Genomic DNA, 23,590 nt, shown 5'->3' with positions numbered 1-23,590 from the left:
GGGGGTTGCGGAGGGGCCGTCGCGGGGGCGGTTTTCGGGACACGGTTTCCTCCGGGGGCGGGGACGTCAGGAGTGCCAGAGCCAGCCGGGCATGTCGGCGGGGAGGGGGTCGGGGCCGGACGCGGTGGCGAAGAGCGGCAGCAGCACCCAGTACAGGCCCATGACCGCGTTCATGAAGCCCACTCCCGCCAGGACCCGCAGCCAGGCGTGTGCGGGTCGGGCGAAGAGTTCGCCGCCGCGGAAGATGTGCACGGGACGGCCGCTGCGTTCGGCACGCAGTTGCATGAACGTGGGCATGCAGGCCATGGTGACGGCGCCGACGGCGACGCTGACCAGTGGTAGTTGGTACCAGTGGCCGCCGAACAGTGCCAGGTCCCGGTTGGCGACAGGCCAGGAATAGGCCCCGAACAAGACGATCAGGGTGCCCTCGATCAGCAGATCGGCGACCAGTCCCGTGATCAGCAGGGCCGGGATCAGGCGGGCCAAGCCCCAGTGGGGCTTCCTGCGCAGGATGGGATGCAGCAGGAACAGCTGCAACCAGGGCCAGGCGATGATGGCGGTATACATCAACATCTGCGCCCCGACGATGGATTCGATCTGCCGCTCGGGGTAGGGGCCGTGCCAGCCCGGGACGTACGGTGCCCAACTGGTGATGTTCAGGGCGTACCGGTTGGCGGCCGCGTACTGGCGGTCCCAGCAGCTGAGGAAGCCGAGCCAGAAGGTGAAGGTACCTCCGATGATGAGGGCCGCGTTCCAGGAGACGTTGTGTTCCCTGCGGCTCTGCCGCCAGGCGACGACGAAGCAGAAGACGACGATGAGTATCGCCACGGCCTGCTCGGCCCAGATGAGAGCCGCGCGGTACGTGGGGATGGTGAAGTCCTTCGGGGCGCTGTGGATGTTGCCGGCGGCGAGCCACCGGGTGAAGATCGCGGTTTGGACGAGCACCGCGATGATCCCGCATCCGGCCCACAGGGCGATGGGGCTGCGCCAACGTCGGGTGCGCGGTCCGGTGGTGCGCGCTGTCGCGTCGGGGCATCTGGTGGGCACGGGAACCTCCGGTTGGGATCGGTACCACCGTGTGGGCGGATGCGGTGGTGGTGTCGACGGATGGGTCGGGCGGCAGCCGGTACCGGTGGCCCTACGTGGGTGGTGAGGCCTATGCGGTCGACCGCCGAACGGATGACCACGCCGAAGCCTTCGCCTGCATTCGGGCCTTTCCTGCGAGTTCGGGGGGACCGGCGGCGAAGCCGCGTGAGCGGAATCGGCCGCGACGGTCGGCGACCGGTTGCGGCCCTCGGGGGAGTGCGTTCGGCGTCGGCGGGGGTCGCCCTGTGTGTCATGTCAGTGGTCCTCCCGAGCGACGCGGAGCCCCATGGCGTCGAGGAGCGTGTCGGTGAGGGCGGCGGCGCTGGGTTTGACCCAGATGACGCCGGGTTTGAGTGGGAAGCCCAGGGCCTGTTGAAGGCGCTGCTGCAACTGGACGGCGCCGAGGGAGTCCAGGCCGAGGATGACCATGCTGGTATGCGGACCGTGTGGCGACTGGTGCCGCCGAGTAGTTCGCGGACGGTCTCGGTGATGAACGACTCCAGGATTTCCCGACGTTCCACGATGCCGTCGGCGTTCAGGAGTCGGTCGCGTACCGCGGTGGTGTCGTCGTCGCTTTCCTCGCCGGCCAGGAGGGGCGCGAGGAGGGTGGAGGAGCGCAGGGCCGGGTAGGGCGCGATCCACCGGGCGATGTCCAGCGGGGAGTAGGCCACGTGTTGATGGCCGGCCACCAGGATGCGCTCCAGGGCGTCGATGCCGTCGGCGGGGCTGATGGTGAGGAAGCCTCGGTCCGCCAGGTGCCGTCCGCGGCCGACCTCGCTCCACGCACCCCAGTGGATGCCGGTGGCGGGTAGGCCGTGGTCGAGGCGCAGGGTCACCAGGCCGTCGAGGAAGGCGTTGGCCGCGGCGTAGGCGGACTGTCCGGGGGCGCCGATCAAGGAGGCGACGGAGGAGTAGAGGACCAAGTGGTCGAGTTCCGTCTCCGCGGTGGCCCGGTGAAGAATCCAGGCGCCCTCGGCCTTGCCGCGCCAGACTCGTGCGAGGGTTTCGTCGTCGAGGTTGATGAGGGTGGCGTCCGCCACGACTCCGGCGGCGTGGAAGACGCCGCGCAGCGCCTGGCCCGTGTCGCCGGCTGCCGCGAGTGCCCGTGCGGCCACGGTCGAATCGCCGATGTCACCGCGGACGATCGTGACGTGGGTGCCCGCCGCGCGCAGGGCGCGCAGACGGGCTTCGGTGTCGGTGGAGGGTGCGGAACGTCCGCTGATGACGATCCGGCCCGCTCCGCTCCTTGCGAGCCATTCGACAGTGAGCAGGCCGACGCCGCCCAATCCCCCGGTGACGAGGTAGGCCGCGCCGGGCCGGGTCAGCGTTTGGGTCGTCCTCGGAGCGGTGGTGACGCGGTCGGGGCCGGCGCGTACCTGCGTGATGTGGCGTCCGGCGGGTGACAGTGTGATCTCCGTGAGCGCTTGCCGCATGTCGAGCAGTTCGTCGGCGACGCCGGTGTACGAGGCCCGGTCCGCCGTGAAGTCCACGGTGCCGGCGCGGAGTTCGGGTTGTTCGTAGGCCACGGAGCGGAGCAGGCCGCGGATGGCGGCGGTAGCCGTCGGTGCCCGGCCTGCTTCGTTCAGGATCCACAGCCGGGGCGGGGGTCCCATGAGGTGAGCCGGCGTACGAGAGCCACGGTTCGGGTGACCAGGATGCGGGCGGCCTCGGCGGGCGTCCGGCCCGTTTGCTCGTCGCCCATGGCCAGGGCGATTCCCGTGCAGGGGGCCGGTGCGGCCGGGTCGGCGAGGGGAAGCAGACGGCATTCCGCCGTCTGCTTCCCCAGTTCGCGGGCGAGTTCGACGGGCCAGGCGCTCTCGTCCGTGGTGAGTACGATCCAGGTGCCGTCGGTGGCGCGGGATCGCTCCGCAGGTGCGGGGGCAAGGATCTGTGCCTGGTGGAGGAGTCTGCCGGTGAATCGTTCTTCGGGTGGGGTGACGTTGGCGACGCGCAGGCCGCTGATCACGGCGACGACAGTGCCGTCGGCGGTGGCCGGCCGGGCGGAGGCCGTGCACCCCAGATCGTCCGCGGTGTGTACCCGTATCGCGGCGGTGCGGGTGTGGGCCGTCGGTCGGTAGACCCGTACCTCGTCGAATCGCGCGACCACCACCGGGCCCGGGGCGAGGGTGTAATGGGCGAGCCACGCGGAGACGGCGGTCTGTATCACCTGGTCGGCGAGGGCCGGGTACAGGGACATGGTCCAGGCGGAGACTCGGGCGCTGTCGTGGGTGTGCAGTGTGGACAGGGCCAGGTCTTTGGTGGGGTGCACTCGGATGTGGTCGATCGCCGAGAAAGCCGGGCCGTGGAAGACGTCGTGCCGGTCTCGGAAGGTGCGGTGGAGGGCGGCGACGTCGCTGTCGCGCCACCGTTGGGGATTCGACTCGGCCGCGGTCAGCAGCGCGGGGTGATCGTGTTCGGGCAGTGGCCGCACGGTGCCGCGGGCGTGCACGGTCATGCCGTCGTCGCCGGTGGTCAGGATCTCGACGAACGCGGTGCCGTTGTCGGCGTGGTGGATCAGTCGGGTGGTGACCTGCGGCTCGGGATCGAGAACGAGCGGGCTCAGCATGTGCACGTCCGAGGCCGCGATCCGATCGGTGCCGAACGTGCGGGCGCCGGCGGCCGGCATCATCTCCACCATGCCGGTGCCGGGCAGCACCGGCACGTCGGCCACGGCGTGGTCCGCGAGCCAGGGCAGCAGTCGCGGGCCGACCGGGGTCTGCCACAGGTGGCGTGCGGGGGGTGTCCGGGTCGCGGACGTGACCGCCCAGCAAGGGGTGCTGGGTTGCTCCCGGCAGTGCGGGGGCGACCAGCCGGTAGGCGGGCTCGTCGCCGCGGTGGCGGGTGCGATGCCAGTCGGTGACGGGCACGTCGACGAGGTTGCCGTCGCGGTAGTGGGTGCCGAAGTCGATGCCGTCGTAGCCGGCCGCGTGCAGGGCGCCGAGGTGGCCCAGAAAAGCGTCCTGGTCGTCCGTGCCCTGCCGCAGGCTGTCGACAGCGACGGTATCGAAAGCACCGTCCGCGCCGGCGACGTCCAGGATCGGGCGTACCGCGAGGGGGTGGGCGCTGCACTCGATGAACAGTCGGTGCCCGGCGGCGAGCGCGGCGGAGACGGCCGTGTGGAAGCGCACCGGATCACGCTGGTTGCGCACCCAGTACGCCCTGTCCACGACGCCCGGTTCCAGCGGGTCGCGCGACACGGTGGAGTAGAAGGGGATCCGAGGGCGGGCCTCGGGCACATCGGCAAGTGCCGTGTGCAGTGCGGCGAGAATGGGATCGACCTGCGAGGAATGCGAAGCGACCTCCACGTCGATCAACCTCATGAACACACGGTCGCCGGCCGCACCGCACCGTCCACCGGCCAGCGGGTGAGCTCGGTCGGCACGAAGAGCCGAGAGCCCTCGTCCCGCGAGACGGCGGGATTCCATTCCTTGAAGGTGGCGTTGGGCGGGATGGCCGCGCGGCGCAGGGATTCCACGGCTTTGATGGCCCCCGCGATACCCGACACGGGTTCCGAGTGTCCGATGTTCGTCTTGATCGAACCCAGGGCACACCGGCCCCTGCCGCGTCCGTAGACGGCGTTGACGGAGATGTACTCGATCGGATCGCCGACCGTGGTTCCGGGACCGTGGGCCTCCACCAGCCCGACCTCGCCCGGGTCGATCCCCGCCTTGGCGACCGCCTCGCGGAACAATTGCCGCTGCATCAGAGCGGAGGGCGCGGTGAGGCGACCGGCCTGGCCGTCGTTGTTGACCGCGCTGCCCCGAATGAGGGCCAGCACCCGGTCCCCGCCGCGTCGGGCGTCGGCCAACCGTTTCAGGACGAGCACGCCCGCGCCCTCGCCCCGTACGTAGCCGTCGGCCCGCGAATCGAAGGCGAAACACCCACCGGCCTCGGACAGCAACAAGGGGGCTTCGTAGTAGTGCGTCTCGGGCGAGAGCATCAGCAGCACCGCCCCGGCCAGCGCGGTGTCGCACTTGCCCAACGTGAGTGCGCCGCACGCGCTGTCCAGGGCGACGAGACCGGAGGAGCAGTGTGTGCTGACCACCATCACCGGGCCGCGCAGATCCATCGAGAACGCCACCCGGCCCGCCGCGTCGGCGGTGAAGTTCCCGAAGAGATAGGGACTGTTGGGAGCGTCCTGGACCGGTCGGGCCTCTCGGAAGAGGTTGTCCGGCGCGTAGGTGCCCATGTACACGCCGGTGCGTGATCCACGCATCGTGTCCATCGGTACCCCGGCATGCTCGACGGCTTGCCAGGCGACCTCCATCAGCACACGGAACTGCGGGTCCACCCAACGTTGTTCCATCGGCGCGACGGAGAACGCTCCCGGGTCCCAAGCCCACACCTCCCCCTCCAGGAAGCAGCCGTGCCCCGCTCGCGCGGCCAACTCCGGGTCGTGCAGGGCCGCCAGTTTCCCGGCATCCCACCGATCCATCGGCACCGGGCGCGTCGTCCGTCGGCCCTCGGCCGCCAGATTCCACAGCCCTGCCGCGCTCTCCACACGGCCGGGGAACCGGCAACCGATGCCGATGATCGCGATCGGTTCACGCTCTGATGCGGACATCGGGGGTCCGTCCTGTCGACGATCGCGGTGCCCTGGCTCCGGCGAATGGCCGGAACGAACCGGCCGTTAACAACCGGTCGCGCTCCAGCGTTGTCGTAAGCCTCGTGCCATCCGACGAGCGCCCGGAGATGGCAGACCGGCAGGGAGCGCAGGCACGGCCACCTCCCAGGATCCGAGCGGAAGGACACTGGCTCCAGTGCGCCTCGCTCGACGTACACACGCCAGGGCGCGCGGGAGGCGCAGATGGGCGCCGGGGGCACGGCGGGGAGATTTTGGGGGCGCACGCTGCTGAGCCTGGGGGTGTTGCACAACGCGCAGTTGATCGACGGCCGCAGGGGACCTCGCGTAGCCGACGTAGTAGTGGCGATCCAGGGTGGCGCCATCGGATGGGCCGGCTCACGGGAACAGCTGCCGCAGCAGGGGCCGCACGCGCGCTGGGTGGACTTGGGCGGTCGGTCCGTGTGCCCGGGGATGGCCAAAGCCAGGGGCCGCCCACGCGCGGGTATGTTCGCCCCGCCCTGCACGGCCCTGCACGGCACGGCGAGGTGGCCAAGGCCGTCGCTCGTGGGCAACGTCGCGCTTCGCCTGGCGCCCTCGGGCCGGCGGACTCCGGCCCGAGGTCCCGCTTGGCGGTCGTGCTACGCCACAGCGTCGATCCCAAAGGAGTCGTACCACGGGCTGTACGAGGACACGTCGACGTTTCGCCCCTACAGCGCGGACGTCATCCCCGGATTCCTGCAGACCCACGCGTACGCGAGCGCGTTGCCCTGCTCGATTACCCGCTTCTGCGACACCCCCGACGACACCCCACAGGCCGCGGACGCCCCGGTTGCGAGATTCCGGATCGTTCACCGGGCCGGGCACCGGTTCGTCCTGGTGATCGAGGAGGCCGTCCTGCGGCACCGCATCGCGGACACGCCCACCACGGCGGAGCAACCGCGGTACCTGCCCACCGCGATGACGTTCCCGCAGGTCTGCCTCGGCGAGAACACCGAGACGACCACGATCACCCGGGGCCCCAAGACCTCGCCACCGAGTTGGCTCGCCTTCGACGGCGAGATCACAGGGACGGGCCGGCGTCGATCCGCAGTCGCGCCGGGCCCGACCGTTCCGACGGCGCGGGCCCAGCGCGTCGCGTCGTGTGGGTGTGGTGTCATATGGGTGATCATTGACAGAGACTGCCCAAAGGGGCGGGCCCCGGCCACCGGAGTCGGGCCGTAGGCGCTTCCGACCTGACGCCGGCTTACCTGTCAACAGGAGATTCGTCGTCGGCGTCGAGACCACGACGGAGCAACGCGCGTAGGCGTTCGGCGCCATCGCGGTCGCCCGCCTCCTCCCGCAGGGCGGCCACCTGTGCCAGTTCGATGGTGTTTCCGGCGTCGGCGGTTTCGTGGGCCAGGCGTTCGGCGCCGTCCCGTTCGCCCGCCCTCTCCCGTAGCTTGGCCAGCTCCGGCCGCGTGTTGTCGCGACCGGAGCCGTTCCCTGTCATCCTCCGCGGGGCACAGCCCGCACGACACGCCGGAAGCGAATGTGTGGACCCCGCGAAAGGCACCCGCCAACAATCGCACCCATCCGCCTCGGGCGCGGGCGGTTCACCCGAACGAGACGACGAGCCCGCGTGCGACCGGGCGAACATTCGACGTCGACGACCGGGACGACGACGCGTCCGCCGCCGCCGGCCTGATCCTGGCCGAGACCCGTGCGGAGCAGGAACGCCGGGCCTCCAACGGACAGGCCCTCGCCGAACACGTCGCCGCCGCCGTCGACACCGCCTTTGACGCGTTCGCGGGGGAGTCGTCGGGCGGCGGCTCGTCGGCGTTGTCCGAATTTGGCGGCGTGCAGGGCCGCTTGGTGTCGTTGGCGCGCCAGCCAGGCGCCCAGTGGGAAGCCCTGGTGTCGGGCGGAGGGTGCCACGTCGAGGTTGCCGTGGAGTGCGACGTGGGAGCGGGCGTAGTGAAGACCCGTTTCCAGGCTGGGTTTTCGGGTGGCGGGGTTGGGTCTGGCGGTTGCGGCGGCCTCATCGGTCAGGCCGATGGCGGCGAGTTGACGACGTTGTTCCTCGGCGAGGCCGCGGTAGTTCACGCACTGGGTGTTGAGCCATTGGCCCAGTTCATCGTCCAGTCCCGCGAACGCGCCTTCGGGGTTGAGCGGGTGGCCGGGGTGGACGAGGTCGCGCACGGCGTAGCAGGCGCGCTGCCAGTAGGCGTGTGCCTGATCAAGGTGCTCGGCGCGCGCGTCCGCCATGCTGCGCGCCCGCCGGCGCGCGTGCCGCGCCGATGCGGCCGGGTGGCCCGCCGGCTCGTTCTCCTTGGGCATGCGGCAGCGGCTGGGTATCGCGGGCGCGATTCCGGGCGATCCGAAGGTGCTTTTGCTCGACGAGCCGGTCAACGGTCTCGACCACGACGGCGTGGTGTGGATGCGCGCCTTCCCGCGCGGGTCGGCGGCCGAGGGACGCACGGTGTTCGTGTCGAGCCACTTGATGAGCGAGATGGAGACGGTCGCCGATCGGCTGGTGCTCCTCGGGCGGGGCCGGCTCATCGCCCACCGCCCGATCGCGGACCTCCTCGCGCACGCGTCCCGCCCGATCGTGCGGGTCCGGGGACCCGAACCGGACCGATTGCGCCCGCTCGCACGGCGGTTGGCCGTCGAGGTGCCTCCGTGCGGTGGTCGGCGCCGACGGCGATGGTCGTCACCGGCCACACCGCCGAGCGTGTCGGCGACGTCTCCCACGAGTTGCGTGTCGCACTGCACGAACTGCGCGCGGTCGAGACATCACTGGAGGAGGCGTACGTGGAACTCGTCGGCGGCAGGGTCGAGTTCTCGGGCCGGCGCGGCGGATCCGGCGAGCGGCACGAGGTGGCCGCATCATGACAGCGCCCACGCGCGACGGCACGCTCGCCGGCGGCGAGCGTGCCGTCGCGCCCTTCGCCGGGTTCGGGGCGGCGGTCTGCCGGGAGCCGTGGCCGCCGAGTGGACCAAACTCCGGTCGTTGGGCTCAACCTGGATGCTCCTGCTCGCGGCGGTCGTCACCATGGCCGTGGGCACCACGCTCCTGGGCCTGGCCACGCACGCCGGGCAGGGCGCGGACGCCCGGCGCGGGTGAGCGACCCGGAAGCCGGTCGCGCTCTCCTCCAACTCGGGCCATGTCACACCTCGTCTCGTGCCACGCCACCGCGCATCCGCATCCGCGTCGGGAACCGTTCACGGGCCGCGATGTGACAACCGCACCCGTGTGCGGCGCGCGGGGACGGGTGAGCCAGAAGAGGCCGATGCGTTCGATGCCCAACCAGCCGCAGGCGCTGCCGGCGGGTGCCGATACGGCGGTGTCCACCGGAGTTCTGGACGTCACCTTGGCGTTTGCGCCCCGACCGGGTACGCCCGCCCCGGACCTGTGCGCGCTGCTGCTCGGTACCGACGGACGCGTGCGCTCGGATGCCGACTTCGTCTTCTACAACCAGCCATCGGGCGCCGGCGGCGCGGTGCGCTGCGTCGACGTCTCGGGAGAGGGCGGTACACGGGTGGCGGTCCGGGTTTCGCTCGGCGACCTACCGCCCGACGTCGAACGTGTGCTGGTCGCGGCGTCGGTCGACGGCGGACGTTTCGCCGATGTCACCGACCTGGCCACGCACGTCGCGCGGGTCGATGCCCAGGACCCACGTGGTTCGGGCGCGTTCGCGGCGCACTGCCCGGGCTCCGGCGGCGGCACGGAGACGCTTCTGGTCGTGGTCGAGTTCTACCGCCGTCAAGGCGGCTGGAAGCTACGGTCCGTCGGTCAGGGCTACGCCACCGGCCTGGCGGGACTGGCCACCGACTACGGAGTGGACGTCGCCGACGAATCGGCGCGGCCGGCAACCGCCCACACGGTGGGCCGTACCGCGACGCCGACCGCGGGCCGTCCCGCGCCGACGCCCGTGTCACCACCCGCCGCGACGGGCGCGAATCCCACCCGGGACACCGCGACCCTGCCCGCCGACCTCGCCCGGCGGATCGACCTGCGCAAGGAACGGGTCGCGGGGTGTCTGGAGAAGAAGGGACTCGCCGGCACCCAGGCACACGTGGTGCTCGTCCTGGACGCCTCCGGGTCCATGTACGACGTGTACGGAAGCGGCACCGTCGCGCGCATGCTGGAGCGCCTGGCGCCGGTCGCGGCCCGCCTCGACGACGACGGCACCCTGGACGTGTGGTTGTACGCCGACCGCGCCCGCCGGCTACGCGACCCCTTGCGCATACCCGAACTCGGGCGCTGGACGAAACAGTTCCGCAAGTGGCCGGACAACGTCGGCGTCGGCAACGACGAACCCGTGGTGATGCGCGAGTTGGTGTCCGCCTATCGCCGCTCCGCCGACGGACTGCTCACCCTCGTCCTGTTCGTGTCCGACGGCGACGTGTGGGCCGACGACGAGATGGCCCGCATCCTCACCTCCGCCGCCGAACACCCGGTGTTCTGGCAGTTCATCGGACTGGGGAACAGCCGGTACGGCGTCCTCGAACGCCTCGACACCCTGCCCGGGCGCATCGTCGACAACTGCAACTTCTTCGCCCTCGACGACTTCGACTCGGTCACCGACGACGACCTGTACGACCGCCTGCTCGGCGAGTTCCCCCACTGGCTCGCCGCCGCCCGTACGGCACGACTGCTCGGCTGATCGCGCCGGTGCCGCCACCGCGAGCAACCGGCCGAGTCGGGCCCGCGGTGCGGCGGGGGATCGCCCGGGCGGGGTGGCCGTCGTCGACGTCATGGTGCGTCCGGCGTGACGGCGTACCAACCGACATTTCCGCCTGAACCACCCGGCCGGCAGGTAGCCTACGGCCCTGATGCCGAACAACCCGGTCAGCCTGAACGCGCCGCTGCGGCCGCGTACCTCGTTTCGGTTCCCGATCGCGGATCGCGCCGCGCGGACCGACGTGTTGATCGGCGCGGCATGGCTGTTGGTACCGGTTGTCGGATGGCTGCTCAACCTGGGCCACCGCTTGGAGGTGGTCCACCGGCTCCAACACGGCCGGCCGGGTTTCCCGGCCTGGCGGGACCCCGGACGCCTGCTGTGGCACGGACTGGTCACGCCGCGGCGATGGTCGGGTACACCGCGCCCGGCGGCCTGCCACAACGCCGTCGACGACCACTCCCGCCTCGCCTACGGCGAAATCCTCACAGACGAGAAGAAGGAGGCCGCCGTCGCGTTCCGGAATCGCGCACGCCTACTTCGCCTCGTGCGGCATCGTCGTCCAACGGGTCCTGACCGACAACGGATCCGGTTAAAAGTCGTACGGCCGGCGCAACCCCCTTGTGGGGCAGGGGATATCGCACAAGCGGACTCGTCCGTATCGGCCGCCGACCAACGGCAGGGTCGAGCGGTTCAACCGCACCCTGCTCGACGAACGGGCCTACGCGAAGCCCTACCGCACCGAGACCGAGCGGCGCGAGGCGTTCCCGGGCTCCGGCTGCACTCCTACAATCACCACCGCGGACACACCGCGCGCAAGGGACACCCACCCGCCGGCCGCGTCACCAACCTCACGGGTCCATACAGCTAGGCTGCGCCGGGGCCGGGCCGGGGTCCGCGCGTCGGCGACGGGTCCGTGAAAAGAGCCTCCACGCTCGGCGCGTCGTCCCAGGACACCTCCGCGCCGTACGCGTCATCGAACCGCGCATCGCCCAGGATGTTGCGAGCCCGCGCCTCGATGCGGGCGACGTCGTCCCGTTCGCCCTCCGGCAGCGGTGTACCGACCGAGCGACGGGCCGCCGCGGCGGAGGCCAGCAGGCGCGCTGCGTGATCGGCGTGGCCCGCCAGGACCCGAGCACCGGCCAGGCCCTCCAACGCGAGCGCCACCGATCGCACGTCCCCGACGGCGCGGGCGGCGGTCAGACCGTCGACCTGCGTTGCGAGTGCGGTCTTCGGGTCGCCCCGCAACTCGGCGATGAAGCCGAGCTCGGCCAGAATCAGCGCGGGCATGCCCGGCTCGTACCCCATCCTTCGGTGCAGTTCCAGCACGTTCTCCAAGTGGGCTTCGGCGGCGTCCAGGTCTCCCTCGCGGCGTGCGCCCATGCCGAGGCCGATCTCGGCGTACTGTTCGCCGAACCTGTCGGACTGTGCGATCGCCACTCGGCGGGCCCGCTCGTGGAACTCCCGGGCACGCGGATAGTCCCGCGTGAGCAGGGCGATGCGTCCCAAGCCGGAGAGCTGGAAGGACACCTCGGGCCACAGTTCCAATTCCTCGGCCATCCGCAACCCCTCGCGGTGCAGCCGCCCGGCGCGTTCGTAGTCGCCCATGATCTCGGCAAACGTCTGCAATGGCACCATGGCCTGCAACTGCCCCCACCGGTCGCCCAGTTCCCGAAACAGCCGCAGGCTCTCCTCGCCGCGAAGGCGCACCGTATCGAAGTCGCCGTGCAGTTTCGCGTGGAACGCCTGGCCGGCCAGCGCTGCCGCCGTACCCCAACGGTCGCCGAGTGACCGGAACGCCACGAGTGCGGATTCGACCAGGCTCCGGCTCGGCGCCGGATCACCGATGCCGTACATGTTGGACGCCACGAACCACTGCGACCGCGCCTTCCCCAGCGGGTCGTCGATCCCGTCGTACGGTCGCAATGCCGCCCGATACGCGCCGACCGGGTCCGCGCTGCCCCCGAGCCGCAACTCGACGCCCCCCAGCCAGGCCGTCGCCGGCGCGACCAGCACCGCGGGGGAGCCCGCGGCGACGGACAGGGCCGAGGCCAGGGAGCGCCGGGCCTCGCCATTGCGCCCCCGCAGGCACCAGTACCACGCCAGGGCGTTCACCAGGCGAAGCGCGCACTCGGCATCCCCGACCCGTACGGCGCCGTCCAACGCGGAGCGCAGGTTCGCGTGTTCGACGTCCAACCGCCGCAGCCACTCGCGCTGCCCGTCACCTCGCAGGAAGGACTCGGCCTGTTCGGCCAATGACATGTAGTAGGCGCGGAACCGGCGCCGGAACTCGGCCGACTCACCGGATTCCGCCAGCCGTTCCGCGGCGTACGCGGCCACCGACTCCGTCGTGCGGTAGCGGGGGCCCGCCGAGACGCCCGCGCCGTCGGTCACGACCAGCAGCGAGCAGTCCACGAGCCGGGACACGAGGTCGAGAACGTCCGCGCGGGCCACGCCGTTGCCCGCGCAGAGCTCTTCGGCCGCGGCGAGCGTGCAGCCGTCGGCGTGTACGGACAGGCGGCGCAGTACCGCCTGTTCCCGGTTTCCGAGCAGTTCCCAACTCCAGTCGATGACGGCCCTGAGCGTGCGCTGCCGTGCCGGAGCGCCCCGTGATCCGACCGCCAACACGTGGAAACGGTCGTCCAGCCGGGCGGCCAGTTCGTGCACGCCCAACGCGCGCACGCGCCGCGCGGCCATCTCCAAGGCCAGGGGAAGGCCGTCCAGGCGCCGACAGATCGACACCACCGCGTCCAGGGTGTCGTCGTCGAGAACGAAACCCGGTGCGGCAGCGGTGGCACGCGCCACGAACAACTCGATCGCGCTGAACCCCCGCACGTCCGCGGTACCGAGTCCCGCGATCGATGTCGGCCGCCGCAGCGGGGAGACCTCCTCCAGCCACTCGCCGGTGACACCGAGCGGTACCCGGCTGGTGGCCAGGATGTGGAGCGCGGGGGTCTGCTTCAGCAACTGCTCGGCCAACTCCGCCACCGGCGCGACGAGATGCTCGCAGTTGTCGAGGATCAGCAGGACCGGTTCCTCGCCCAGCGCGTGCGCGACCCGCGTGACCGGCGACAGCGGCCCGTCTCCCGGGCGCGCGGTGTCGTCCCGCACCCCGAGTACGGCGCCGACGACCTCGGTCACCTCGGGGTGCCCACCCCCCTGGGCAGCCGACACCGGGTCGAGCGCGGAGAATTCCGCGAGGTGGATGCCCCCGGGGAACTCCGCACGGAGCCGCGCGGCGGTTGCCAGCGCGAGCTGCGTCTTCCCGACACCACCGGGCCCGGTGAGGGTCACCAGTCGGTGCGCGCCCAACAGCGGGCGCAGTCTCGCCACCGCTTCGTCACGGCCGATCAGCTCGGTCAGTGCGGCCGGGAGACCGCCCGGCGCACGGGCCGGGGCAACGGGGGCGGAAGGTGGCGGGGCGGGGATCCGCGGGGCGGCCAGCGCCGGGTCCTGCGTGAGGATCGCCTGGTGCAGGGCCGTCAGCTCGGGCCCCGGGTCCACGCCCAGCTCCTCGGCCAGCCGGGTACGCAGATCCGCGTAGCTGCGGAGCGCCGCGTCTTGGCGGCCGACGAGATACAGCGCCCGCATGTGCGCGGCGCGCATCCGCTCCCGCAGCGGGTGGACCTCCACCAAGTGTTCCAGCTCGTCGGCGACTTGGGCGTATCCACCGAGCTCCAGGAGTGCCTGGGCCTGCTCCTCGATCGCGGTCAACCGCAACCCTTCCAGCAGGGCCGTCGCGCCGTGCGCGAACTCCTCGTCGACGAAATCGGCGAACGCGGGACCGCGCCAGAGCACCAACGCATCCGCCAACAAGGCCGCCCGGGCATGGGGATCGGCAACCCCCCGGACACGATCGAGAGCCTCCCGGAATCGGTCGGCGTCCACCGCGTCGGGGCCGACGCGCAACTCGTACCCCGGCGGGCGCGACACCACCAGAGACCGCCCACCCGGCTCGGCACCCTCCAGGGCCCGCCGCAACTGCCACACCTTCGTCTGGAGCAGACCCGGGGGATTGTTCGGGGGCTTGGAACCCCAAAGATCCTCCACGAGCCGGTCAACGGAGACCGGTCGCCCCCTGTGCGCCAACAGACACGCAAGCAGGACACGCACCTTCTGCTCGGGAACCCTGACCTTCGACCCGTCAGCGGCCCAAACCTCCAGTGGGCCCAGCACCCCGAAACGCATGCGGCCAGGCTAACCCACAGCGCCGACTCCTCCGCCGCGACGCCGGCGGGGTCGGGAGCGGACCGAGAGATCACCGAGAGATCACCGAGAGCGCGGCCGCGCAGTGTGGCGATCACGACGGATCGAACGCGGCACGCACCAAGCACGAACGACCAAGCGCCAAGCGGTACCAAGCAGCAAGGAAGGTCATCGATGTCCACCACCACCCCGGAAACCCCGCCTCGGAAGGCCGGATCCCGGGAATGGCTCGGGCTCGCGGTACTGGCCCTGCCCACACTGCTGATCTCCCTCGACCAGAGCGTGCTGTACCTGGCCCTGCCGCATCTGGCCGCGGACATCCGGCCGACCGGTACCCAGACGCTGTGGATCATGGACATCTACGGCTTTCTGATCGCCGGCTTCCTCATTACGATGGGCGCGCTGGGCGACCGGATCGGCCGCCGCAAGCTGCTGATGATCGGTGCCACAGCCGTGGGCGTCACCTCCGTCGCGGCCGCCTGGTCCACCAGCGCGGAAGCACTGATCGTCACCCGCGCGCTGCTCGGCATCGCCGCCGCGACGCTGATGCCCTCGACGCTCGCCCTCATCGGCAACATGTTCCACGACCCGTACGAGCGCGGCCGCGCCATCGCCGTATGGGCCGGTTGCTTCATGGGGGGCACGGCCCTGGGCCCGGCGCTCGGCGGCGTGATGCTCGAGTTCTTCTGGTGGGGCTCGGTGTTCCTGCTGGGTGTACCCGTCATGGTGGTGCTGCTGATCGTCGCGCCCCTCGTCCTGCCCGAGTACAAGAACGCCGACGCCGGCAGAATCGACCCCCTCAGCGTCGTTCTGTCGCTCGCATCGATCCTGTCGATCATCTACGGCCTGAAGGAACTCGCGCGCTACGGCTTCGCGACGACGCCGCTCGCCGCTGTCGGTGTCGGCGTCGCCGTCGGTGCCCTGTTCGTGTCGCGGCAGCGCACGTTGGCCGACCCGCTCCTCGACCTGAGGCTCTTCAAGGTCGGCGCGTTTACCGCGGCGCTGTCGATCCTGATGGTCTCGATGTTGGCCACCGGCGGCGGTTACCTCTTCATCTCCGGCTTCCTCCAGATGGTCGAGCGACTTTCGCCCATGCGGGCGGGGCTGTGGATGGTGCCGTCGGCCGTCGCGTCGATCCTCGCCGCGCAGTTGGCGCCGATCCTTGCCAAGCGGCATGCGCCCGGCACCGTCATCGGGGTGGGTCTGCTCGTCGGCACGATCGGCTACCTGATGCTCGTCCTCGTCGATCCGGTCGGCGGACTGCCACTGCTGATGGCCGCATTCGTGATCATCTTCATCGGCGTCGGTACCCTGGGGGCACTGGGCACCAGCCTGGTCGTCGGGTCCGTGCCGCCGGAGCGCGGCGGCTCCGCGGCGGCTCTGTCCTCCATCTGCGGCGACCTGGGCAACGCGCTCGGTGTCGCCACCCTCGGCAGCCTCGGCGCCGCCGTCTTCCGCGACTCGCTCGACCTCCCCGCCGACACCCCGCCCGGCGCCGCCGCCACTGCCACGGCAAGCATGGAAGACGCCGTCACCGCGGCCCGGGACCTGCCCGCCGACGACGCCGAGAACCTGCTGGCCGCCGCCGCGGAGGCCTACACGAACGGCCTGAACGCCATCGGCGTCGCGTGCGCGGTCATCACCGCGACCAGCGCGGCCCTGGCCCTGGCCATGCTGCGCAAGAGTCGCGACGTCACACCCTCCGACAACGCGCTGTCGAGCACCTGACAACCCTCCAGGATCAGGAGATCCACCATGACGACACTGGTTACAGGCGCCACCGGGAACACCGGACGCCACGTGGTGACAGAGCTGGCCCGACGCGGCGAGCACGTTCGGGCACTCACCCGGAACCCGGCCGCCGCCGAGGGGATGTTTCCGCCCGGCACCGAGGTGGTGACCGGCACCCACACGGCCCCACAGGAGTTGGCCGACGCCCTCGAAGGCGTAAGCCGGCTGCACATCACCGTGACGGCGGGACTCGCCGAGGTCGGGCCCGAGTTGGTCCGCCAAGCGGTCGACGCGGGCGTACGACGCATTACCGTGGTGTGGGGCGGCTGGATGGGACCGGTCGAGCAGGCCGTGGCCGATTCGGGTGTGGAGTGGACCCGCCTGGAACCGCAGGAATTCATGTCCAACACGTTGACCTGGATCGAGTCGATCCGGACCGAGGGCGTGGTACGGGAACCCTACGACTTTCCCAGCGCGCTCGTCCACGAGGCCGACATCGGAGCGGTGGCCGCGGCCGCGCTGCTCGACGACGGGCACGCGGGACGCGCGTACAACCTCACCGGACCCCAATCCCTGACCTCTCGCGAACGGCTCGCCGTCCTGTCCCGGGCGATCGGTCGCGACGTGACCTTTCTCCCGATCACCCACGAACAGGCCGTCGACCGGCTGATCGCCGACGGCGTCTCCCGCCCGGACGCCGAATACGTCGTCGACTGGTACGCCACGTCGAGCGACGGCTCCAGGACCGTGGTCGACACCGTCGAGCGCGTGACCGGCCGCCCCGCGCGCACGTTCGCCGCGTGGGTGGCCGAACACACCGACCGCTTCACGACGCCGTCTCGGACCACGGCCGCCCACTGAGGACCGTCCGCGGCAGCGAGACCGGGAGTCCGGGGCAATGTGCGGTGTGGTGTCGGCGGGTTGGTGACAGCGCTTCCGGTTCCGGGCTTCTTCTTTGTCGAGTTGGGTGTTGTCGTCCGGCTGCTCGCGGGATTGTTGGTTGTCACGGGAAGACCGAACCGCTGTCGTGGCCTGCCCAAGGGGCGCCGGCCCATGCGTGGCCTGGCTGTCGTGGGGATGCACATTCCTGCGTCGGCCGGCTCGAGGGTGGGGTGTGCTTGCGGGGATGAGCGTGAAGTCGTCTCCACCGCCGGTGTCTTCGGTCCCGGTGTCAATGTTCCGGGGAGCTTGTTCTGGATCACTTTTGGTGCTGGAGCCACGGAGCGTCACCCGGACCGCGATGATGAACTCTCGTGGCTGACACTCTCCTTCAGGATCCCTGGTTCCATCACGCCGACCATGGCGTGCTCGACACCGTCACCATCCAGCCCCGCCGCGTGACCCTCCACGCCACCACGACCAGCGGCTATGCCGCGTGTCCGTCGTGCGGCACGGTCTCGGCCCGGCTCCACAGCCGATACGTGCGTCGGCTCGACGAAGCCGCCGCAGGCCGACGCATGGTGCTGGAGTTACGGGTCCGCCGGTTCCGCTGTCGCGAACAGGCGTGCCCGAAGGCCACGTTCGCCGAACAGGTGCCGGGGCTGACATTCCGCCACGGCCGACGGAGCCGGGGACTGCCCGGCATCCGGACGTGAACGACGCCGTACAGCACGAGTGCGACCGCGTCCTCGCGGGCCGACCCCCCCACCCTCGACGACCTGCCTCGTCTGGACCTGACCGGACGCGTGCTCACCGAGACTTTCCGGCTGTTCCCGCCGGTCTTCCTCCTCACCCGCACCACCACGCGCGAGACCGAACTCGGGGGCTATCGCCTACCGCCGGGAAGCACGGTCGCCTACAGTCCGGGCCTCCTCCACCGCCGCACGGACCTGTATCCCGACCCCGAACGCTTCGATCCCGACCGGTGGAAGGACGGGTCGAACACATCACGTGCACCGGCGGCCCTCATTCCCTTCGGCAGCGGTGCCCGCAAATGCATCGGCGACCACTACGCCACCATCGAGGCCACCATCGCCCTCGCGATGATCGCCGGTCACTGGCGGCTCACCCTTCCGCCCGGGACCCGGGTACGCCCCGCGGCCGAAATCACTCTCCCCCCCAAAGGAACCACCATGATTGCCCGCCCCGCCGTGTGGGAGACACGAGAGGAGGGTGACCAAAGAGAATGAACGACCGGCTCGCCTCGGTCGGCATCCAGATCATCGTGCGGTCACCACGCCGGCGGGCGACGACCCCGAGGAACCGAACGGAGACGGTCGGGTCGACATCCTGCAGCGTCACCTTGATCTGGTGCACGGCCTCGCCCGCGACGGAGAGGGGCCGTTCCCACGACGTCGTCGTACGCGAAGTCCCGCAAACTGCCGCGCCGTTGGTCGATTCCGGGGGCTGGTATTCGGATCTTGCGCGGCGGAAGTGGTCCGCGCGGACGCGACGACGATGCTTCATGGTGGGCGGCACATCACCAAGCCGACCGCGATCACCACAGCCGTCACCCGTCACGGGCCCGTCGTCGCCGCCCGGGCAGGCGGCGCACTGATCGCTTACGCCCGGCAACTGCGGACGCTGCTGCTGGAACAACTCGGCCGCCACGGCGACATCGGTGCCGGTACGAACAGGGGAGCGGCATCTCGTACCGGGAGCAACTGGTCTGTGCGGCGGCGCGATTGCTCGGGCTGCGAGCAGGGACGCGGCAGGGGTCGTCTGCCGGACGGCATCCGGCAGGCAACCCCTGCGGCAGTGAGGACCCCTCGGGACCCGGTTCAGATTTCCCGGCAATGGTGGGCGCGGTGCCCCCTCGGGATCTGGTTGTTGGCGTCCCTCAGAGCGTTCGACTTGGCACTGGCGTGGGTGGATCCCGTGCCCGTCCCGTAGACCACGTCCACGATGTGCAGGTCGGAGATGCGCTCGACCGGGCATTTCACGTTCACGGTCCACCGCGCGACGACGACGGTCGACGAGCCGGACCCGGCGCTGTCGCCTGCGGCGTTTGCCGCCGCGACGGGGCCGAACCCGAACAGCAACGCCGCCGTGGCGACGGCTGCGGATCGTGCGACGCGGCTCCTGCCTCGGCCGCCGGCCATCAGGATGCCCCCTGCACACCACTGTTGGGGCCGAGGATGCACGGTCCCGCCTGCAGCCGCTGGGTCGGGTTACCCGGCTTCGGGGTGATCCAGCCCGAGTACTTGTCGGGGCCGTAGCAGTCGGCGATCAGACGGACCTTGCCCTTGTACACGCGGCACCAGGTGTACGCGTACTGGCCGGTCGTGTGGATCCGAGGGCAGTCGTATTCCGCAGGGTTGGCGGATGCGCCGACCCTGCCGTCGGGTGTGGCTTGCGCAGGCACGGCCATGGCACCGGTCACCAGTGAGGTGCCGATGACGGCAGCGGCGAGCACGTGACGAATTCGCATGTGAACCCCCGTCGATGTTCGAAGCGTTCGATGAAAAGAACCGGCCACCAAGCGGCTTTCGCCACTCGGGCCTTGTCGAGCGGGCACCCGACGGGTGACACGGTCGACGAGGAACAAGGCTTTCCGCTGCCGACACGAAGGTCAACACCGCTGTGCCGTTCCGAACACCGCAGACGCCGTCGTGCCTGGTCAGCGGCTCGTCCGAGCCGTGTTCGGGACAGCGTTCCGGCCCCGTACGGCGGGGATGGACAGGGCGATCCCCGATCTCGTCGACTCCGCCCGGGCGTCGAACACCGGGGCACGGTCGACCTCCCCTGTGGGCGCCATTCCGTTCGCGGGTCTGAGCCGAATCCCTCGCAGGCGCCCCGCACGCACGGCATCAGGCGGCAGGACGTCGACGTCCCGGAACCGCGAGCCTATCGACCGTCCGGTCTCGGGCGCGGTCGGCCGACCACCGGCTACTTTCGCGGGCCGACTTGTACGGCCGTCCCGTACGCGTAGAAGTGCCCCCCGGTTGCGATGTTCGTGCGTCCGCTGAGTGCACCCACGGACGAGGTCGTCCGGTCGAGGACTTCGACGCGCAGACCCAGGACCACGTGGGCGCCATTCGCCTCGGCGTTGGAGCCCAGTGGTGGCCGTACGCACGAGCTCGCGGGCCTCGGGGCGGCAGAGGCCGTTCTGCCGACCGGGGCGCGGGCCAGAACCGCGATGGCGCCGGCCAGCTCGCTGTCGTCGGGCAGGGGCCGCTGGGCATGCATATCGGTGCGCAGGATGTTGGCCCGAACCAGGGCGTCGCCGGAGTCGGACTTCTTCCGGGAGACCGAATGCGATCGCGGCAGCGGCTGGCGGTCATCGGGTTGATCGCGAACACCTGCCGTTTGCCCTGCCGGAGGACGGCGACCAGCAGTCCGCAGGAGGTCTCGATGGTGACCGGTATGGGCTGGTCTGCGGTGTCGCCGTGGTCGGCGAGAAGGTCCAGCACAACGGTGTAGCACGCGGTGTAGTCGGTGGTGTGGCGCTCGGCCGGCAGTTTGCCGGTGTTGTCGACCAGGGCGACGTCGTGGGTGTGTTCGGCCCAATCGATTCCGCAGTAGATCACGTCTTCATCCCCGGGGGTGTGGGTGTGTTCGCGCTGGTTGCGAGCGCGTGCGGGGTCACGCAGCGACCCAATTCACGGACTCGGTCAACAGACCGGTCCGCCACCTCATCAGCGGTTCGTGACTCCAGCGCACCGCGCGGGCCCCGGTCTATGCGGGAGCTCGAAGGCTCGGGCGTTGGGAAGGGGTCACCGTGTGGTGGGCTCGCACCACAGACCAGTGAACGCTGTAACGGTGACGGCGGTCAGGAGCAGGAGTGCCCATATACACGCTCTAACGACAGGCTTCAGAAGCCCGGTTCGGTTTAGATGTCACGGCACTTGCTGGTCAGGGTGCGGTCGGATGGTCCGCCGGTGACAACACGTCTGCCTTGCCGGCCGCTGGTGACAAGCAGCGTGCTTCGGTACACCGGGGTTGTCGGTGTCGGGTGGTCTGGCCTTGGTGGGGGCTGTGGCGGGACCGGGCCGCGAGGGCCGATCGAGGGTGTCCAGGCCGGTTGCCGGTGCGTGTATTTGGTCGATGTCGTGGCGGTGGTTGGTTGACGGCGATCGTTTCAGAATGTTGTGCGGGTATCGCTACGGAGATCGCCCACCGGTATTCGGCCCTCGTAGAGCCCTGATCGGGCCGAGCGGCGCCATGGGCGCGCGTATCGCAGGGCCGCGTCGATGTCGGGCTCGCGCGCGTCGAGGTCGATGTCCGCGACCGCTAAGCCGGGGCGGCCGTGGTCGGCTGCGCGGGCCAACCACCGTCCGCCCGGAGCCACGATCCCGGCCGGAGCCGTCGCGCCGAACTGTGCCGGAGGGCAGTAGCCCACCCAGTAGTTGTAGAGCGTCCCGTACGACCGGGCCAGGTGCGCCATCGAGGCGTCGTCGGCCATCACCGACAGCAGGACGCAGTCCACGTCCAGGCGCTCGTACTCGGCGAACAGCTCCGGGAACCTGGCCTCGATGCACAGGGCGAAGCCGAATCGCAGGCCGTCCACGTCGACGACCAGCGGATCACGGCCCGGGGAGTACAGGAAGGACACCTCGGTGTGCGACAGGAACCGCTTGTCGTACCTGGCGACCAAGCACCCGTGGTCCGAGACGACGTACAGGCTGTTGTGCGGCCGGTTCGGCTCGGTGAGCGGATGGATCGACCCGAACACCGTCCACAGCCCGAGCGCGCCGGCGCACCCGGCGATCGCTTCCGCCTCCTCGCGCAGCACCCCCCACGCGGCGCGGCTCCAGTCCGCCGGCACCCGGCGACCGTCCGGCCCGGCGGTCGTCGTGGCGCCCGGGTAGGTGAGCGCCCCCTCGGTGAACTGCACCAGCCGCGCACCCGCCCCGGCGGCCTCGCCCATCAGGGCCCGGATCTCCCGGCCGGCCGCCCGCAGCGAGTCCCGGTCGGTGGGGTCCTGCGGCACCGTGCTCTGCGCCACCGCGATCCTCAAAGTCCTCGCCACACCGGGCACGCTACGGCACGCCCACGGCACGACCGGATACGGAGACCGCCTTCGGCCGGCGACCATCGTCGTGACGGGCGAGCTTGGTTGCTGCGGCGCCCATGAACCTGTGTGCGGTCCTGAACTGAACAATCCGGCTGCGCGGCAACGAAAGTGCCGCCCCGGTCCTTGGCTGCGGTGGGGACGGTCCGGTGGCCCGAGGAATCCGAGTGCCGGCCCTACCCGGAGCAGGACGCTGTCGCGCGCTATGTGTTCCGGTCTCGCGCGGTGGGTTGTGGGGCGAAGGTCCACGCGGGGTGTTGTGTGCGCAGGAGGGGGAGGTGGCCGGTCCAGGCGGTGTCGGGCAGCGGCGTGGGCCCATGGATCGTGATGTTCCCGCTGGTGTCGATGTCGAAGCCCCAGGCGAAGCCGACGAGGGGGACGGCGTGGCGTTGGATGGTCTCTGCGATCGGGGTCCAGGCCAGGAAGGTGTGGGCGAGCCAGGACATCGGCGCACGGTCGAATCTGGCGGGGGAGTCGAACAGGGTCGGGGCCAGGCCGAAGTAGCAGTAGGGCGACCGGGAATCGGGGAAGAGTACGAACGGGTCCATCCCGAACGCCGCGCCGCCCGACGCGTCGTCGGTAGAGCGCACGAGTTGGACCCAGCCGAACATGCCGTCGTAGCCCCGACCGGGGTAGGCGATGCGGGCGGTCAGGCACGGGAAGCCCCTGGCCTCGGCGGTCTGTCCGACCGCGGCGGGATCCTCGACCCGCTCGACGGTCGCCTCCACCGAACCAGCACGCCCCTCGCGCTCGAACGACAGGATCACGCCCCCAACCTGCCAGGACCCGCCGGGCGCCCACAAGGCCGGACGGCTGCGGATTCCTCTCAGCCGGCGCGGGTGGCCGGCAGCAGGTCGGAACGTGATCTACCGGGAGTCGTTCAGCCAATCGCCCGGGAGCAGGTCGCGTATTGCGTCGAGGGCTGCTTCGGTGCGGCCGCGGACCAGGAGATCCGTGCCGTCGTCGTCACGCAGGAGCACGTCACGCCCGAGGAACCAGCGGGTGCCGTGCTCTTCCTCGCCCATCGGATAGGCCGGGAAGGGCAGTCGAGTGCAGTTCTCTTCCAGCACCTCGACGCCGTGGTCGTCGAAGTCGCACAGGAAGTCGCAGAGTTCGCCATCGGCCTGGACGGATTCCGACAGTACGATTTCGATGAAGCACAGGGACAGCCGTTCCAACCAGGGCTCCCAGCGTTCGGCAGCCTTGTCGGCCAGGTCGGACCTGATGGAGACGGCGGGGTCGTCGTCCATAAGCGTGTCGAGGAGGACCCCCCAGGAAGCGGCCCCCTGGTTCTCATGCCGAAAGACCAGTGCCTCCTTGGTCTCGTCCACATACAGCTCGGACGGACCGAGCAGGACGTCATGGTTGCCGGTCAGGTCCCGACGACGG

Annotated in this window: 18 protein-coding genes and 5 pseudogenes; 8 read left to right on the top strand and 15 right to left on the bottom strand. The window is 70.5% G+C overall.

Annotated features, from left to right (window positions below; translation table 11 throughout):
* Positions 1–66: 66 nt before the first annotated feature.
* The 6 genes and pseudogenes from ACFXKZ_RS30620 to ACFXKZ_RS30595 all read right to left on the bottom strand — a co-directional run bounded on the left by ACFXKZ_RS30620 (position 67) and on the right by ACFXKZ_RS30595 (position 5,650).
* Positions 67–1,047, bottom strand: a complete 981-nt coding sequence (locus ACFXKZ_RS30620; protein ID WP_380004458.1) for a spirocyclase AveC family protein — start codon at positions 1,045–1,047, stop codon at positions 67–69.
* A 294-nt stretch (positions 1,048–1,341) separates the two neighbouring features.
* Entirely contained in the window at positions 1,342–1,728 is a 387-nt protein-coding gene (locus ACFXKZ_RS30615; RefSeq protein ID WP_380004456.1) for a phosphopantetheine-binding protein, read from the bottom strand.
* Positions 1,729–1,871: 143 nt separating this feature from the next.
* Positions 1,872–2,384, bottom strand: a pseudogene (locus ACFXKZ_RS30610) (beta-ketoacyl reductase); the annotation flags it as partial.
* Positions 2,385–2,668: 284 nt separating this feature from the next.
* Positions 2,669–4,099: a polyketide synthase dehydratase domain-containing protein gene (locus ACFXKZ_RS30605; RefSeq protein WP_380004454.1), complete on the bottom strand. Its 1,431-nt coding sequence runs from the start codon at positions 4,097–4,099 to the stop codon at positions 2,669–2,671.
* Positions 4,062–4,406: pseudogene (locus ACFXKZ_RS30600) on the bottom strand (acyltransferase domain-containing protein); the annotation flags it as partial. The gene ACFXKZ_RS30605 and the pseudogene ACFXKZ_RS30600, both read right to left, overlap by 38 nt.
* The gene (locus tag ACFXKZ_RS30595) at positions 4,403–5,650 is read right to left on the bottom strand and encodes a polyketide synthase (protein WP_380004452.1); all 1,248 of its coding nucleotides are present in this window, start codon (positions 5,648–5,650) and stop codon (positions 4,403–4,405) included. The pseudogene ACFXKZ_RS30600 and the gene ACFXKZ_RS30595, both read right to left, overlap by 4 nt.
* 564 nt (positions 5,651–6,214) lie before the next feature.
* Here ACFXKZ_RS30595 and ACFXKZ_RS30590 point away from each other — a divergent pair.
* Positions 6,215–6,871: a Scr1 family TA system antitoxin-like transcriptional regulator gene (locus ACFXKZ_RS30590; protein WP_380004450.1), complete on the top strand. Its 657-nt coding sequence runs from the start codon at positions 6,215–6,217 to the stop codon at positions 6,869–6,871.
* A 22-nt stretch (positions 6,872–6,893) separates the two neighbouring features.
* Here ACFXKZ_RS30590 and ACFXKZ_RS30585 read toward each other — a convergent pair whose 3' ends face one another.
* Positions 6,894–7,139: a hypothetical protein gene (locus ACFXKZ_RS30585; protein ID WP_380004448.1), complete on the bottom strand. Its 246-nt coding sequence runs from the start codon at positions 7,137–7,139 to the stop codon at positions 6,894–6,896.
* Positions 7,136–7,966, bottom strand: coding sequence for a helicase associated domain-containing protein (locus ACFXKZ_RS30580; RefSeq protein WP_380004445.1), 831 nt, complete (start codon positions 7,964–7,966; stop codon positions 7,136–7,138). The genes ACFXKZ_RS30585 and ACFXKZ_RS30580 overlap by 4 nt, the downstream gene beginning before the upstream one ends.
* A gap of 342 nt (positions 7,967–8,308) precedes the next feature.
* On the opposite strand from ACFXKZ_RS30580, the gene ACFXKZ_RS30575 reads away from it, so the two are divergent.
* The 3 genes and pseudogenes from ACFXKZ_RS30575 to ACFXKZ_RS30565 form a co-directional block, all read left to right on the top strand.
* On the top strand, positions 8,309–8,521 hold the full coding sequence (locus ACFXKZ_RS30575) for a hypothetical protein (RefSeq protein ID WP_380005039.1): 213 nt from the start codon (positions 8,309–8,311) through the stop codon (positions 8,519–8,521).
* A gap of 398 nt (positions 8,522–8,919) precedes the next feature.
* Positions 8,920–10,296: a VWA domain-containing protein gene (locus ACFXKZ_RS30570; protein WP_380004443.1), complete on the top strand. Its 1,377-nt coding sequence runs from the start codon at positions 8,920–8,922 to the stop codon at positions 10,294–10,296.
* 454 nt (positions 10,297–10,750) lie between these two features.
* Positions 10,751–11,182 (top strand): annotated as a pseudogene (locus ACFXKZ_RS30565) (integrase core domain-containing protein); the annotation flags it as partial.
* Here the strand turns inward: ACFXKZ_RS30565 and ACFXKZ_RS30560 are convergent.
* A complete protein-coding gene (locus ACFXKZ_RS30560; protein WP_380004441.1) occupies positions 11,179–14,499 on the bottom strand; it encodes a BTAD domain-containing putative transcriptional regulator in 3,321 nt (1,106 codons plus the stop codon). The pseudogene ACFXKZ_RS30565 and the gene ACFXKZ_RS30560 sit on opposite strands and share 4 nt — an antisense overlap.
* Positions 14,500–14,691: 192 nt before the next feature.
* Between ACFXKZ_RS30560 and ACFXKZ_RS30555 the strand changes: the two genes are divergently transcribed.
* The 4 genes and pseudogenes from ACFXKZ_RS30555 to ACFXKZ_RS30540 all read left to right on the top strand — a co-directional run.
* Positions 14,692–16,245, top strand: a complete 1,554-nt coding sequence (locus ACFXKZ_RS30555) for an MFS transporter (RefSeq protein ID WP_380004439.1) — start codon at positions 14,692–14,694, stop codon at positions 16,243–16,245.
* Positions 16,246–16,272: 27 nt separating this feature from the next.
* Entirely contained in the window at positions 16,273–17,109 is an 837-nt protein-coding gene (locus tag ACFXKZ_RS30550; RefSeq protein WP_380004437.1) for an NmrA family NAD(P)-binding protein, read from the top strand.
* 392 nt (positions 17,110–17,501) lie between these two features.
* Positions 17,502–17,843: a transposase family protein gene (locus tag ACFXKZ_RS30545; protein ID WP_380004434.1), complete on the top strand. Its 342-nt coding sequence runs from the start codon at positions 17,502–17,504 to the stop codon at positions 17,841–17,843.
* 48 nt (positions 17,844–17,891) lie between these two features.
* Positions 17,892–18,377: pseudogene (locus ACFXKZ_RS30540) on the top strand (cytochrome P450); the annotation flags it as partial.
* A 591-nt stretch (positions 18,378–18,968) separates the two neighbouring features.
* On the opposite strand, the gene ACFXKZ_RS30535 reads toward ACFXKZ_RS30540, so the two are convergent.
* The 6 genes and pseudogenes from ACFXKZ_RS30535 to ACFXKZ_RS30510 form a co-directional block, all read right to left on the bottom strand.
* The gene (locus ACFXKZ_RS30535) at positions 18,969–19,289 is read right to left on the bottom strand and encodes a hypothetical protein (protein ID WP_380004432.1); all 321 of its coding nucleotides are present in this window, start codon (positions 19,287–19,289) and stop codon (positions 18,969–18,971) included.
* Positions 19,289–19,618 (bottom strand): hypothetical protein, encoded by a 330-nt coding sequence (locus ACFXKZ_RS30530; RefSeq protein WP_380004430.1) that lies wholly within the window; start codon positions 19,616–19,618, stop codon positions 19,289–19,291. Before ACFXKZ_RS30530 ends, ACFXKZ_RS30535 begins: the two co-directional genes overlap by 1 nt.
* A gap of 689 nt (positions 19,619–20,307) precedes the next feature.
* Positions 20,308–20,717: pseudogene (locus ACFXKZ_RS30525) on the bottom strand (transposase); the annotation flags it as partial.
* Positions 20,718–21,268: 551 nt separating this feature from the next.
* On the bottom strand, positions 21,269–22,159 hold the full coding sequence (locus ACFXKZ_RS30520; protein WP_380004428.1) for a carbon-nitrogen hydrolase family protein: 891 nt from the start codon (positions 22,157–22,159) through the stop codon (positions 21,269–21,271).
* A gap of 245 nt (positions 22,160–22,404) precedes the next feature.
* Positions 22,405–22,968, bottom strand: a complete 564-nt coding sequence (locus ACFXKZ_RS30515; RefSeq protein WP_380004426.1) for a hypothetical protein — start codon at positions 22,966–22,968, stop codon at positions 22,405–22,407.
* Between the two features lie 99 nt (positions 22,969–23,067).
* Positions 23,068–23,590 (bottom strand): SMI1/KNR4 family protein (locus ACFXKZ_RS30510; protein WP_380004423.1); only part of this gene is annotated, 523 nt, incomplete at its 5' end.

Origin of the sequence: Embleya sp. NPDC059237 (assembly GCF_042754105.1) — a bacterium.
Taxonomy (GTDB): Bacteria; Actinomycetota; Actinomycetes; order Streptomycetales; family Streptomycetaceae; genus Embleya.
The sequence above is the reverse complement of the archived record's forward strand: the minus strand, read 5'-3'. Positions and strand labels throughout refer to the sequence as shown.

Excerpts from the sequence above, each read along its gene's own strand:
- ACFXKZ_RS30595 (WP_380004452.1), bottom strand. The coding sequence starts at position 5,650 with ATGTCCGCATCAGAGCGTGAACCGATCGCGATCATCGGCATCGGTTGC.
- ACFXKZ_RS30585 (WP_380004448.1), bottom strand. The coding sequence starts at position 7,139 with ATGACAGGGAACGGCTCCGGTCGCGACAACACGCGGCCGGAGCTGGCC.
- ACFXKZ_RS30580 (WP_380004445.1), bottom strand. The coding sequence starts at position 7,966 with ATGCCCAAGGAGAACGAGCCGGCGGGCCACCCGGCCGCATCGGCGCGG.
- ACFXKZ_RS30570 (WP_380004443.1), top strand. The coding sequence starts at position 8,920 with ATGCGTTCGATGCCCAACCAGCCGCAGGCGCTGCCGGCGGGTGCCGAT.
- ACFXKZ_RS30560 (WP_380004441.1), bottom strand. The coding sequence starts at position 14,499 with ATGCGTTTCGGGGTGCTGGGCCCACTGGAGGTTTGGGCCGCTGACGGG.
- ACFXKZ_RS30555 (WP_380004439.1), top strand. The coding sequence starts at position 14,692 with ATGTCCACCACCACCCCGGAAACCCCGCCTCGGAAGGCCGGATCCCGG.
- ACFXKZ_RS30550 (WP_380004437.1), top strand. The coding sequence starts at position 16,273 with ATGACGACACTGGTTACAGGCGCCACCGGGAACACCGGACGCCACGTG.
- ACFXKZ_RS30535 (WP_380004432.1), bottom strand. The coding sequence starts at position 19,289 with ATGGCCGGCGGCCGAGGCAGGAGCCGCGTCGCACGATCCGCAGCCGTC.
- ACFXKZ_RS30530 (WP_380004430.1), bottom strand. The coding sequence starts at position 19,618 with ATGCGAATTCGTCACGTGCTCGCCGCTGCCGTCATCGGCACCTCACTG.